At 67.3% G+C, this 12,789-nt stretch carries 13 protein-coding genes; 4 read left to right on the top strand and 9 right to left on the bottom strand.

The features are described from left to right. A partial coding sequence (locus ACIPIA_RS03025) for a TPM domain-containing protein (RefSeq protein WP_400506542.1) occupies positions 1-732 on the top strand: 732 nt, incomplete at its 5' end. Next, a complete protein-coding gene (locus ACIPIA_RS03030; RefSeq protein ID WP_400506544.1) occupies positions 732-1,337 on the top strand; it encodes a TPM domain-containing protein in 606 nt (201 codons plus the stop codon). The genes ACIPIA_RS03025 and ACIPIA_RS03030, both read left to right, overlap by 1 nt. Before the next feature lie 22 nt (positions 1,338-1,359). Here the strand turns inward: ACIPIA_RS03030 and ACIPIA_RS03035 are convergent, their stop codons facing one another. The 9 genes from ACIPIA_RS03035 to acnA form a co-directional block, all read right to left on the bottom strand. Next, positions 1,360-2,127 (bottom strand): DUF1223 domain-containing protein, encoded by a 768-nt coding sequence (locus tag ACIPIA_RS03035; RefSeq protein ID WP_400506546.1) that lies wholly within the window; start codon positions 2,125-2,127, stop codon positions 1,360-1,362. A 68-nt stretch (positions 2,128-2,195) separates the two neighbouring features. Further along, complete coding sequence (locus ACIPIA_RS03040) at positions 2,196-3,131, bottom strand: lipid A biosynthesis lauroyl acyltransferase (RefSeq protein ID WP_400506565.1); 936 nt, start codon at positions 3,129-3,131, stop codon at positions 2,196-2,198. Between the two features lie 155 nt (positions 3,132-3,286). After that, positions 3,287-4,309 (bottom strand): zinc-binding dehydrogenase, encoded by a 1,023-nt coding sequence (locus tag ACIPIA_RS03045; protein ID WP_400506548.1) that lies wholly within the window; start codon positions 4,307-4,309, stop codon positions 3,287-3,289. 28 nt (positions 4,310-4,337) lie between these two features. Continuing rightward, positions 4,338-5,084: an SDR family NAD(P)-dependent oxidoreductase gene (locus tag ACIPIA_RS03050; RefSeq protein ID WP_400506550.1), complete on the bottom strand. Its 747-nt coding sequence runs from the start codon at positions 5,082-5,084 to the stop codon at positions 4,338-4,340. Then, a complete protein-coding gene (locus ACIPIA_RS03055; protein ID WP_400506552.1) occupies positions 5,081-6,361 on the bottom strand; it encodes a beta-ketoacyl-ACP synthase in 1,281 nt (426 codons plus the stop codon). The genes ACIPIA_RS03050 and ACIPIA_RS03055 overlap by 4 nt, the downstream gene beginning before the upstream one ends. Before the next feature lie 12 nt (positions 6,362-6,373). Continuing rightward, complete coding sequence (locus tag ACIPIA_RS03060) at positions 6,374-7,519, bottom strand: beta-ketoacyl-ACP synthase (RefSeq protein ID WP_400506554.1); 1,146 nt, start codon at positions 7,517-7,519, stop codon at positions 6,374-6,376. Then, positions 7,516-7,980, bottom strand: a complete 465-nt coding sequence (locus ACIPIA_RS03065; protein WP_400506556.1) for a 3-hydroxyacyl-ACP dehydratase FabZ family protein — start codon at positions 7,978-7,980, stop codon at positions 7,516-7,518. The genes ACIPIA_RS03060 and ACIPIA_RS03065 overlap by 4 nt, the downstream gene beginning before the upstream one ends. 145 nt (positions 7,981-8,125) lie before the next feature. Further along, positions 8,126-8,407, bottom strand: coding sequence for an acyl carrier protein (locus ACIPIA_RS03070; RefSeq protein WP_047580420.1), 282 nt, complete (start codon positions 8,405-8,407; stop codon positions 8,126-8,128). A 204-nt stretch (positions 8,408-8,611) separates the two neighbouring features. Beyond that, a complete protein-coding gene (acnA, locus tag ACIPIA_RS03075) occupies positions 8,612-11,311 on the bottom strand; it encodes an aconitate hydratase AcnA (RefSeq protein WP_400506559.1) in 2,700 nt (899 codons plus the stop codon). Positions 11,312-11,554: 243 nt separating this feature from the next. Between acnA and ccmA the strand changes: the two genes are divergently transcribed. Together ccmA and ccmB are read left to right on the top strand one after the other, a co-directional pair. Next, positions 11,555-12,154, top strand: coding sequence for a heme ABC exporter ATP-binding protein CcmA (gene ccmA / locus ACIPIA_RS03080; protein WP_400506561.1), 600 nt, complete (start codon positions 11,555-11,557; stop codon positions 12,152-12,154). Next, positions 12,151-12,789 (top strand): heme exporter protein CcmB (gene ccmB / locus ACIPIA_RS03085; RefSeq protein ID WP_400506563.1); only part of this gene is annotated, 639 nt, incomplete at its 3' end. The genes ccmA and ccmB, both read left to right, overlap by 4 nt.

Raw genomic sequence — 12,789 nt, forward strand, 5'->3', positions numbered from 1 at the left:
GATCCCTCCTACCCGGCCCTGACCGGCCGGGTCGTCGACGGGGCCAATCTGCTCGCCCCCGATGTCCGCCAGCGGATCGAGGACAAGCTCAAGGCATATGAGGACAAGACGTCCGACCAGGTCGTGGTCGCGACGGTTCCCTCGCTGCAGGACGTGCCCATCGAGGATTTCGCCAATGGCCTGTTCCGGCACTGGCAGCTCGGCCAGAAGGCCAGGAACAACGGGGCGCTGCTGATCGTCGCCCCGAAGGAGCGCAAGGTTCGCATCGAGGTCGGCTATGGGCTGGAGGGGGCGCTGACCGACGCTCTCTCCAAGGTCATCATCACGACCGCCATCGCGCCGAAGTTCAAGAGCGGCGACTTCGCCGGCGGTATCGAAGCCGGGGTGGACGCCATGCTGACCATTCTGGCGGGGGATGCCGAGGAATGGCAGCGACGTGCCGAAGTTCGCTCCGACGAAAGCACGATGGGCGAGGACATCGCCGTCGTCATCGCGATGATCTTCATCTTCCTGTTCATCGTCGCCTTCCTGCGCGGCGTGAGCCAGCAGGGCGGAGCCCGTCGGCATCGGCTGCGGAACGGGCAATGGGTGATCCTGCCGCCGAGCACCGGCTCCGGATCCGGCTGGAGCGGCGGCTCGGGATGGAGCGGCGGAGGCGGCTGGAGCTCGGGCGGAGGATATTCCGGCGGCGGCGGCTCCTCCGGCGGGGGCGGGGCTTCGGGAGACTGGTGATGGATGCCGCTGACAGGGATGCGATCGCGGAAGCGGTGCGCCGGGCCGAAATGCAGACGGCGGGCGAAATCGTGGTGGTGATCGAGCGGGCGGCGTCGAGCTACCGCAACGTGCCGGTCGTGATGGCGCTGGCGCTCGCCCTGTTCGTGCCGTGGCCGCTGCTATCGTTCACGATGATGAGCGCGCAGCGGATCTTCATGACCCAGCTCTTCTGCGCCGTTTCCCTGCTGGGGGCGTTGCTCTGGTACGGGCGTGGCGGCCGTTTCGTGCCGGGATTCGTCAAGCGTCGTCGCGCGCATGAGGCGGCGCTGCGGGAATTCACTGCGCGCGGCCTGACACGGACCAAGGGGCGCACCGGCGTGCTGCTCTATATCGTGCTGCAGGAACGCTACGCCGAAATCCTCGCCGATACCGGCATCGACGGGCTGGTGGACCAGGATACCTGGCGCGGCATCATCGAGCCGCTTCTGGCTGCCGCACGCGAGGATCGGTTGACCGAAGGGTTGATCAGGGCCATCGATGGTGTCGGCGCTGTTCTGGCGCAGCATGTCCCACCGGTTCCCGGCGACGTCGACGAGCTGTCGAACAAGGTCATCCTGCTCTGAGGCCGCCGCCCCGGCACGACGCTCAGCGCGTCGCCGGTCCCTTGGCCGCCGCCAGGATAGCACCTGGCATCATGTAGCCGTGCTTGCCCGGCCGGTCCGCCTGGATGACGACGACATAGCCATCGGCCTCGGGCGCCTGCGTCGCGGCAAGCGGGGCGGTGAGGGTCGTCTCCTGCCCGTTCCAGTCGCCGACGCGGACCATGCCGCGCACGACATTGGCATAGGTCAGCGTCTTGCCCTGGTTCTCGCCGCGGGTGATCGGCACGGTCGCCTGGCGCGAGATGGGCAGAACCCAGACGCCGGCGGCCTCTTCGCTTGCAGCCGCGGCCGGCGAGATCCTGATCTGGAGGTTGCCGTTCTCCTCCTTCAGCGCCAGCTTCGCGGCGAAGCCGGTGGTGGCGAACTGGCTCACCGCCTTCTCGACCTCCGCCTTCTCCGAGCCGATCGCGTGGGAAACGCCGCTGACGACGATCTGCGGGGTGTAGACCTGGCCATCGCCGCGCGCCTTGGCATAGAGCTTCTGCCGCTTGGCGAAGGAATCCTTGCCGAGCGTGTCCTTCCAGCCGAGATAGTCCCAATAGGTCACCGGCAGCGTCAGCGCGATCAGGTTCGGGTCCTTGGCCAGCTCGACGACAAGGGCATCGGCCGGCGGGCAGGACGAGCAACCCTGGCTGGTGAAAAGCTCGAGCACCGCCTTGGGCGATTTCGCAGCCGTCTGCGCAAGCGCCGTCGTCACGCCGAAGGCAAGGACGGCGGCAGTCACAGCGGATTGGCGCAGGACGGTGAGCATGATCTCGACTTTGAAGGCGACTTATTTTCCGGAGGTTACCAAAGCCAGCAATTCATCGAAGAGGGAAATCACGTTGCCTTGAAAACGGGCACGGTCGCGCGGGCGTGATCGAAATCCGCCAGCGCAGCGGCCGAGATCATCTTGGGGCGCCAGCGGCGGTGCATCCACAGCCATTGTTCGGGGTGTTCGCGCACCCAGCCTTCGACGACCGCGGTCATCATCGCCATGGCCCCTTGCACGTCGATCTCGCCGGCGGCATCGCGCGGCAGGTCGAGCGGAGGCGTCAACTCGATGCGGAAGCGACGGTTCGGCAACCTGATCACGCGCACGCCATGGACGGGGCATTCGAAGCGGCGGGCGAATTTGCCCATGATCGGATTGGTCAGCGCCGGCCTGCCCATGAAGGGCACCACCACGCCGCGCGTGAAATGCTGGTCGATGAGCATGCCGAGATGGCCGCCCTTCTCGAGCACGCCCTGCATCGCGAAGGCCGCGCCCTGCTTGGCGGCTGCGAGGCCGCCCATCGCCCCGGAGCGAATCTCATGGACGACAGCGGCGATCGCCGGGTCGTTCGGAGCCCGGAAGACGGCCGTGGTCTCGAGATCGTAGGTGGCCGCGCAGATCGCCGGGAGCTCCCAGTTCGCGAGATGGGTCGAGAAGATCAGGCCGGGATTGCCGTCTTCCCTGAGTGCGATGAAGTGCTCGATCCCCTCGACCTCGACGCGTGAGGGCTTGTCGGGATTGTAATAGTCGTAGTCGAACAGCGTCTTCAGATGCGCGTATTCGGCGGCGGTGCGACCGAGATTCTCCCAGGCGCCCCGGGCAATGCGCTTGACCTCGGGCTCCGGCATATCGGGAAAGGCGGCGCGGATATTGGCGAGCGCGACCCGATTGACCGGTATCAGCGGGCTGACGGTCCGCAGGAGCCACCCGCCGAGATCGCTGGAGCGATCAGGGCCGAGCAGCCGCAGGAACGCGAACAGCGTCCGGATCACACCGATCATCATCGCCGCGCCGATGCGTGCGGCGATTGCCTTCAAACGTCTCAAGGTCGGTCCTGCCTCAAACGCCCGTGCCGAGAGCAAGACCGGGCCTGAAAGGCGCGATCTGGGGCAGGAACGCGCTCGCGTCAAGTCTTGGGGCCAGGAGGCTGGCCGGTTCAGAAGGCGATGACGACCTTGCCGAAGACCTGCCGGCCCTCGATGCGGGCGAGACCCTTCTCGAATTCCGCGAGCGGGAAGACCGAATCGATCACCGGTTTCATGCCCGCAGCCATCTTCTCCAGCGACTGGGCGATGTTCTCGATGCGGCAGCCGAAGGAGCCGGTGATGCGGTATTGTTGCTGGAATAGCTGCATCAGGTTGATCGTGGCCGAAGGGCCGGAGGTGGCGCCGCAGGTGACGAGCCTGCCGCCGCGCTTCAGGCAGAGCAGCGATCCGTTCCAGGTGTCGGCGCCGACATGCTCGAAGACGACGTCGACGCCCTTGCGCCCGGTGAGCTTGCGGACGACGCCTTCGAAGCGGTCCTCGCGGTAGTTGATGACGTGATCGGCTCCCAGCGCCTTGGCCTTGGCGCCCTTCTCGTCGTCGCCGACGGTGGTGTAGACCGTGCAGCCGATCGCCTTGGCCATTAGGATCGCGGCCGTGCCGATGCCCGAGCCGCCGGCATGGACGAGCACCGATTCACCCGGCTCCAGCCGGGCGTTGTCGAACAGCATGTGCTGGACAGTGCCGAAGCCGATCGGCGCGCAGGCGGCGTCCTCGAAGGAGACGCCCTTCGGCGCCTTGATCGTCAGCCGCGCCGGGCGGTTCAGCAGTTCGCGGGCGAAGCCGTCGATATGGAAGCCCATGATGCCGGCGACGTTCTCGCAGAGATTGTCGCGGCCCTCGCGGCAGGCCTTGCACTGGCCACAGGTATCGGCGCCGTAGGCGGTGACGACGTCACCCGGCGCGAAGCCCTCGACGCCCTCGCCGACGCAGACGATCTCGCCTGCGGCTTCGACGCCGGCCGCTTGCGGCATCTTGCGCTTGGCGAAGGCCATGCCGCGGAAGCCCCAGAGGTCGAGATAATTCAGCGCCACTGCCTTGATGCGGATCTGCACCTCGCCGGGAGCGGGCGGCGGTGGCGGCTCGATCTCTTCCAGGCGCAGGTCGCGGTCGCCGTGGAGCTGAAGGGAACGCATCGATTTCGACCTTTCAGAACAGAATTGCTCAGCGATGGACGCCGAGCTGGGCGGTCAGGCCGCCATCGATCGGCAGCACGGTGCCACTGATATAGGCTGCAGGCTCGCTCATCAGGAAGGCGGCGAGGCCGGCAACCTCCTCGGGCTTGGCGAAGCGGCCGGCCGGGATCTGACCCTGCATCTTGTCGCGATAGGCGGCGTAGGGCGCCATCATGTCGGTGTCGACGAAGCCCGGAGCGATCACGTTGACGGTGATGCCGCGCTTGCCGGTCTCCACCGCCAGCGTCTTGGCATAGGAGATCAGCGCGCCTTTCGAGGCGGCATAGGCCGCGTTGCCCGGGTTGCCGCGCAGCGCGGCAACGGAACCGATCGCGACGATGCGGCCGGCTCGAGCACGGATCATGTTGCGCATCAGGCTCTTGGCGAGACGGGTGAAAGCCCAGAAATTGACCTGCATCGCCGCTTCGGCCTTGGCCTGATCGATCATCGCGGCGAGCGAATCATAGGGCTGGCCGGCATTGTGGACGAAGCCGAAATAGCTCTCGCCCTCGCGTTCCTCGCAGAAGGCGTCGAGCGCGGCCTTGTCGGAGAGATCGAGCGGCAGCGCCGCGATGCTGCGGCCGGGGCAGCTTGCCGCGATCTCCGCCGCCAGCGCCTTCGCCTGGTCGGCGGAGGAGCGGAAGGTGAAGGCGACGTCGTGGCCAGCCGTGGCGAGCGCGCGCACGATGGCCGCGCCGACGCCTTTGGCGCCGCCGGTGACGAGAACCTTGGTCATGCTGCCTCCGGAGGAGCCGTCAGCACGAGGCAGGTGTTCTGGCCGCCGAAGCCGAAGGAGTTGGAGAGCACGGTTCTGACCTTCGCCTTGCGGGCCTCGTTGGGCACCACGTCGATCGCGATGGCGGGATCGGGGTTGGCGTAGTTGATCGTCGGCGGGATGGTGCCGTTGGCGATGGTGAGGAAGGAGATCACGGCTTCCACCGCGCCGGCCGCCGTCAGCGTGTGGCCGATCATCGACTTGTTCGAGGAGATCGGCAGCCTGGCCATGCGCTCGCCGAAGACGGCGGCGCAGCTCATCGCCTCCATCTTGTCGTTCTCGGGCGTCGAGGTGCCGTGGGCGTTGATGTAGTCGACATCGTCCGGGGTCAGGCCGGCATCAGCCAAGGCGTCCTGCATGGCGAGGATCGCGGGCTTGCCGTCCGGGCTCGAACGGGTGCGGTGGAAGCCGTCGCCGCGCTCGCCGCAGCCTGCGACGATGCCGAGGATGGTCGCGCCGCGCGCCAGCGCGTGGTCATAGTCCTCCAGCACCAGCGCACCTGCGCCCTCGCCCATGACGAAGCCGTCGCGGTTCTTCGAGAATGGCTTGGCGGCGCCCTCAGGCGGGTCGTTCTGGGTCGAGAGCGCCGAGAGCAGGGAGAAGCGGATCAGCGCCTCGGCGTGGATCGACCCGTCGGTGCCGATGCAGAGCGCGGCTGCCGTCTCGCCGCGGCGGATCGCCTCGACGCCCATCTGGATCGCTGTCGCGCCCGAGGAGCAGGCGGTCGATAGGGAGATCGGCGAGCCCCTGGTGCCGAAGCGGTCGGCGATATGGTCGGCGACGCCACCGAAGACGAAGAGCTCGTGCATGGCGCGGTACCTGCCGGTCGCGGCCGCGCGCAGCAGGCCGTCATAGTCGACCTCGCCGTCGATGGTCTGGGCCATCTCCTGCTTCTGGGGCCATTCCATCTCGACGGGCGGGACCGCCATGAAGAGCTCTCCGGGGAAGTCGCCGGGCGTGCCGATGCCGCTCTGGCCCACGGCCTCCTCGGCCGCCAGCGTAGCGAGCTTCTCGGAAAGCTGCGGCGCGGTGAACGAGCCGTCGAACAGGAAATCGACGGTGCCGCCGATGCTGGTCTTCAGCCCCTCCGTCGGGAAGCGTTCGATGCGGTGGATGCCGGACTTGCCGGCGGTCAGCGCCTGCCAGTTGGCATCCTTGCCCTGGCCGAGAGAGGTGACGACGCCCAGGCCGGTGACGGCGACGAGCGGGCGGCCCTTGGCATCACGATGCGTGGTCATGGCTTCAACCTCTCACGCTTGGACGAGATGGGCGGCACCTTCGCCGCGCCAGTGGCCGGCGCCGGTGACGACCGCCTCCTTCGCCTGCCCGGCTGACAGGGCGATCGCCGCCAAGGCCACCGAAACGGGGAAGGCGGCCTCGACGCCATGGCCGACGAGATCGCCGGTGGCGACACGCCTGGCCGAAGGAACGACGGATTTCAGCGCTCCGGCCTCCTCGGCCGTGATGCCGGCGCAGCCGGTGGCCGCGGAGATGGCCAGGCTATCCGGACCGACCGGGCCGAGGCTGCCGAGAAGTTGCCTCAGGGAGGATTCGACGGTGCCGGGCGCGCGGCGGCTGCGGGCAGCGGCGGCATGGCCGAGCTTCGCATAGACGCGGGCGCCGCGCGCGGCGGCGCGCTCGGCCGATTCCAGCACGAGGAAGGCGCCCGCACTGCCGGTGATCAGGCCGGGCGCATCCTCGCGCTCGAAAACGGGCGCGAAGCTGTCACGACGGAGATAGCCGCCGAGCTCGAAGAGCAGCAGCATGTCCCGACGCTCGGCATTGTAGGCGCCGCCGACGAGCATCAGGTCCGACTGGCCGGCGGCGATGCGGGCATGGGCGGTGCGGATCGCGTCCACGCCAGCCTGCTCCTCTCCCATGAAGGTCCGCGACGGGCCCGTGACGCCATGGACGATGGCGATATTGCCGGCGAGCAGATTGGACAGCTGGGCAAGGAAGAGCGTGGGACGAAGATCTCCCATCAGCCGCTCGTTGAGGAACGAACCGGGCTCGTTGGCGCCGCGCAGGCCGCTGAGAATGGCCGAATCGACGGCGTGGTCGCGCTCGCCGCCGCCTGCTGCGACGATGACTTGAAGAGCGCTCTTGGCCTCCGCATCGTCCTTGATCCCGGCGGAATCGAGCGCGAGGCCCGCGGCATAGACGCCGAGGCGCTGCCACGGCTCCATCTGGCGCTGGTCGGACTTCTTCGGAATCTGCTTGTCCAGTTCCAGCGCCGCGAGCGGATGGAGCGGGTAGGGCCTGAAGCTCTCGGTATCGACGACCGGCGGGCCGCCGGCGGCGAGCGCCGCGGCGTGAGCCTCGACGCCCTCGCCAAGGCTCGATGCGATGCCGATGCCGGTGATGACCACTTCGCGGCGAGTGGTGGCGCTGGTCATGGCGCAGGCTCCGGCGTGAGGCCGATGGCTTCGATGCGGCCCTGCATCAGCGCGCGCATATCGGCGGGGAAAGGCATGAGGCGGAAGCGCAGCTCGGCGTCGCAGATAGGCTTGCCGTTGCTGGTCAGCTTCGCTTTGGTCGCGGCATAGCCCGAGCCCTCGATCACGAGCTCGGCGCTGGCTTCGAGCTCGGTGTTCGGCTCGACGAAGGTGCGGAACCTCGCCTTGTCGACCGTCATCAGGAAGGGCATCTGCGACAGGCCGTTGAGGCCGAGCAGGAGATAGCCCGAGGCCTGCGCCATCGTCTCGGTCAGGAGCACGCCCGGCACGAGTGGATGACCGGGAAAGTGGCCCTCGAAGACAGGGCTCTCGGCGGGGACGACGGAGCGCGTGACGATGCGCTTCTGCGACGGATCGAAGGTCACGACCCTGTCGATCATGTCGAAATATTCGAGACGCATGCGATCCTTGATCTGCTGGGCGCCATAACGGCGCAAGGCCGCAGCACGGATCGGGCGATCCGCGCAACGGCCCCTATGCTCTATCGGGAGCGGCGCTTGGGCTCAAGCCCGACGGGCTTGCGGCCGGCGTCGTCACGCCTTCGTGTCACGCCTTCTTGGCGGCGACGAGGTCGTCGATGCGCTTGCAGAGGTTCTCGAGCACGAAATACTGCTCGGCCGGGGCCTTGCCCTCGTTGACTTCCTGCGTCCACTGCTCGAGCGGCAGCTTGATGCCGAAGGCCTTGTCGATCGCGAAGGCGATGTCGAGGAAGGCGAGGGAGTCGATGCCGAGATCTTCGATCGCGTGGCTCTGCGGGGTGATCTTCTCCCGCGGAATATCGCAGGTTTCGGAAATGATGCCGGCGACCGTCTCGAACGTGGCGGACATGCTGCGGGTGCTCCCGTCTGTTGTCGGTGATGGCGGACGACATCCGAGCGCGGGAACTCGCCCTGCGCCTGCCCCTAGTCGCCACCGAGGATGACTGAACCGCCCCCTTACACTGCGACGGGCGCGAGGACAACCGGGGCGGGTTCTCAATGCATCATGGCCGGCTTGCGCCGGCCATGACATGTCTTGTTCCGTCGATCCGGCTCAGGCGGCGAGGCCGCGCAGGACGTAATGCAGGATGCCGGCGTTCTTGTAGTAGTCGATCTCGTCCAGCGTATCGATGCGGCAGAGGATCGGAACCTTCTTCACCGTGCCGTCTGCATAGGTGATCTCAGCTTCCATCATCTGGCGCGGCTTGACGTTCGCCAGGCCGTGGATGGTGACGAGCTCGTCGCCCTTGAGATCGAGCGAAGCCCAGCTCGTGCCCTCGGCGAGGGTGAAGGGCACCACGCCCATGCCGACCAGGTTCGAGCGGTGGATGCGCTCGAAGCTCTGGGCGATCACGGCCTTGACGCCGAGCAGGTTCGTGCCCTTGGCCGCCCAGTCGCGCGAGGAGCCGTTGCCGTATTCGACGCCGGCGAAGATCACCAGCGGGACCTTCTCCTGCTGGTAGCGCATCGAGGCGTCATAGATCGGCAGCTCTTCCTTGGACGGGTAGTGGATGGTGTATCCACCCTCGCGACCGTTCGGGCCCAGCATGTGGTTGCGGATGCGGATGTTGGCGAAGGTGCCACGCATCATCACCTCGTGGTTGCCGCGACGCGTGCCGTACTGGTTGAAGTCGGCCACCGCGACACCGTGCTCGGTGAGATAGGCGCCAGCCGGAGAGGCCGCCTTGATCGAGCCGGCAGGGGAAATATGGTCGGTCGTGATCTTGTCGCCGAACAGGCCGAGGATGCGGGCGCCCTTGATGTCCGTGATGGGCTCAGGCTTCTTGCCCATGCCGCGGAAGTAGGGCGGGTTCTGCACATAGGTCGAGTCGTCGTCCCAGGCATAGGTCTCGGAGGTCGGTGCATTGACCGCCTGCCAATGCTCGTCGCCCTTGAAGACGTCGGCGTACTTGGCCTCGAAGATGGCGCGGGTGACGTTCTTCTGGATGAAGTCCTGGATCTCCTTGCTGGAGGGCCAGATGTCCTTCAGGTAGACGTCCTTGCCGTCAGAGCCCTGGCCGAGCGGCTGCGTCGTCAGGTCCATCTGGACCGAGCCGGCGAGCGCGTAGGCGACGACCAGCGGCGGCGAGGCGAGGTAGTTCGCCTGCACGTCCGGCGAGACGCGGCCTTCGAAGTTGCGGTTGCCGGAGATGACGGCGCCCGCGATCAGGCCCTTCTCGTTGATGGTCTTCGAGATCGGCGCCGGCAGCGGGCCGGAGTTGCCGATGCAGGTGGTGCAGCCGAAGCCGACAAGGTTGAAGCCGAGCTTGTCGAGATCGGCCTGGAGGCCGGCTTTGGCGAGATACTCGGCGACGACCTGCGAGCCGGGCGCCAGCGAGGTCTTGACCCACGGCTTGACCTTGAGGCCCTTCGCCACGGCATTGCGGGCGAGCAGGCCGGCGGCCATCAGCACCGACGGGTTCGAGGTGTTGGTGCAGGAGGTGATGGCGGCGATGACGACGTCGCCATGGCCGAGATCGAAGTCCTCGCCCTCGACCTGCACGCGGCGCGAGAGTTCGCCGCCCTTCTTGTAGTCGGTGTCCATCGCGGCGGCGAAGCCGGCCTTGACGGCGGAGAGGTCGACGCGGCCTTCCGGACGCTTCGGGCCGGCCATCGACGGCTGGACCGTCGAGAGATCGAGCTCGAGCGTGTCGGTGAAGACCGGATCGGCGGTCTCGCGGGTGGCGAAGAGGCCCTGAGCCTTGCTGTAGGCCTCGACCAGCGCGATGCGGTCCGACTTGCGACCGGTTGTGGTGAGGTAGTCCAGCGTCTCGGCATCGACCGGGAAGAAGCCGCAGGTCGCGCCGTATTCCGGGCCCATGTTGGCGATCGTGGCGCGGTCGGCCAGAGTCAGGTTGTAGAGGCCGGGGCCGAAGAACTCGACGAACTTGCCGACGACGCCCTTCTTGCGCAGCATCTGGGTGACGGTCAGCACGAGGTCGGTGGCGGTGATGCCTTCCTTGAGCGAGCCGGTCAGCTTGAAGCCGATGACCTCAGGCAGCAGCATCGATTGCGGCTGGCCGAGCATCGCGGCCTCGGCCTCGATGCCGCCGACGCCCCAACCGAGAACGGCGAGGCCGTTGACCATGGTGGTGTGCGAATCTGTGCCGACGAGCGTGTCGGGATAGGCGACCTCGACCTCCTGCCCGTCGATGGTCTCGTTACGGGTCCAGACGGTCTGGGCGAGGTATTCGAGATTGACCTGGTGGCAGATGCCCGTGCCGGGCGGGACGACGCGGAAATTGTCGAAGGCGCCCTGGCCCCACTTGAGGAACTTGTAGCGCTCCTCGTTGCGCTCGTATTCGAGCTCGACGTTCTTGGCGAAGGCCTTCGGCGAGCCGAACTCGTCGACGATGACCGAGTGGTCGATCACGAGGTCGACGGGCACGAGCGGATTGATCTTCTGCGGGTCGCCGCCGAGCGCCTTCACGCCGTCGCGCATCGCGGCGAGGTCGACGACCGCCGGAACGCCGGTGAAGTCCTGCATCAGCACGCGGGCGGGGCGGAAGCCAATCTCCTTGCCGGCCTTGCCCTTGTCGTCGAGCCAGCCGACGAAATTCTCGATGTCGGTCTTGGTGACCGAGCGTCCATCCTCGAAGCGCAGCAGGTTCTCGAGCAGCACCTTCATCGAGAAGGGCAGCTTCGAGATGCCCGCAAGGCCGTTCTTCTCGGCGTCGGGGAGGGAATAATAGGTGTAGGTCTTGCCGCCGACGGCGAGCGTCTTGCGGGCTTTGAAGGAGTCGAGCGAGGCCATTCGGGCATGATCCTGATCAAGGGGTTGCGGTCGCGACCGGTACGCCCTTGCGGACGCAGCCGTTCGAAGGCCTAATGCGCGTGACGCGCGCGCCGCCTCGGGAGTGCCCGAGCCCCGCGCCGGATCGGCGTGCGGCGTAGCCGCGGGTTCTATAGAGCAATTCCAAGAAGCGCGCTAGATGAACGAAATGTGCTCGCATGCATCGGCGGCAGCTCTGCCTTGACGCAAAATTCATTCCTCCCAATGCGCCTTCTCGTCGAGAATCTGGCCTGTCGTCGCGGCGGACGGCTGATTTTCGAGAAGCTGAGCTTTGTGCTGAACGCTGGCGAGGCGATCGCGCTGACCGGGCGCAATGGCGCCGGCAAGTCGAGCCTGATCGCCATGCTCTGCGGCCGGTTGCGGCCGGATCACGGGAGCATCCGGCTCGAGGGCGGCGACGAGGAGGCGCGGCTTGCCGAAGTCGCGCATCTGGTCGGCCATCGCGACGGCCTCAAGACGGCGCTGACGGCGCGGGAGAACCTCGCCTTCGCCCAGGCCATTCTGGGCGACGCAGCCCTGACGCCGGAAGGCGCGCTGGCGATGGTCGGGCTCGCCCACGCGTCGGAGCTGCCGGTCGGCTATCTCTCCGCCGGGCAGAGGCGGCGGGTGGCCTTGGCGCGCCTGCTGGTCTCGCGCCGGCCCTATTGGCTGCTCGACGAACCGATGTCGGCGCTCGATACCGCGTCCCAGACCATGCTCGCCGGATTGATGCGCGAACACCTCGCGAACGGTGGCGCCATCCTCGCGGCAACGCATGGCCCGCTCGGCCTCGATAATGCCCGCGAATTCAGGATCGGCGCATGAGCCGCGCATTCCTCGCTATTCTCAGGCGCGACCTGGCGCTCGCGTCGCGTGCCGGCGGCGGCGGCGAGCTGGCGCTCGTCTTCTTCCTGACGCTCGTCGTCCTCGTGCCCTTCGCACTGGGGCCGGATCTCAATCTGCTGTCGCGGATCGGGCCCGCGATCCTCTGGCTGGGGGCGCTGCTCTCGGTGCTGATCGGGCTCGACCGGTTGTTCCAGAGCGATGAAGAGGATGGTTCGCTCGACCTGATCCGCGCCTCGGCCCTGCCGCTGGAACTGGCGGTGTTGGCCAAGGGGCTGGCACATTGGCTGACGACGGGCCTGCCGCTGGCGCTCGCCGCGCCCCTGCTCGGCCTGCTGGTGGCGCTGCCGGGCGAGGGCGTACTGCCGCTTGTCGCGACGCTCGTGGTCGGTACGCCGGCGCTGAGCTTCATCGGCGCCGGCGGAGCGGCGCTGGCGGCGAGCCTGCGGCGTGGCGGGCTGATCGTACCCATCCTGGTCGCGCCGCTGACGGTGCCGGTGCTGATCTTCGGTGTTTCGGCTGCAAACGCGGCCCAGGGCGGCACCGTGCCGTTCCTCACGCCGTTCCTGATCCTCTGTGCAATCTCGCTGATCGCGATCGTGGTCGGGACGATCGCG

It is taken from the genome of Allobosea sp. CER48, assembly GCF_044752385.1.
Taxonomy (GTDB): domain Bacteria; phylum Pseudomonadota; class Alphaproteobacteria; order Rhizobiales; family Beijerinckiaceae; genus Allobosea.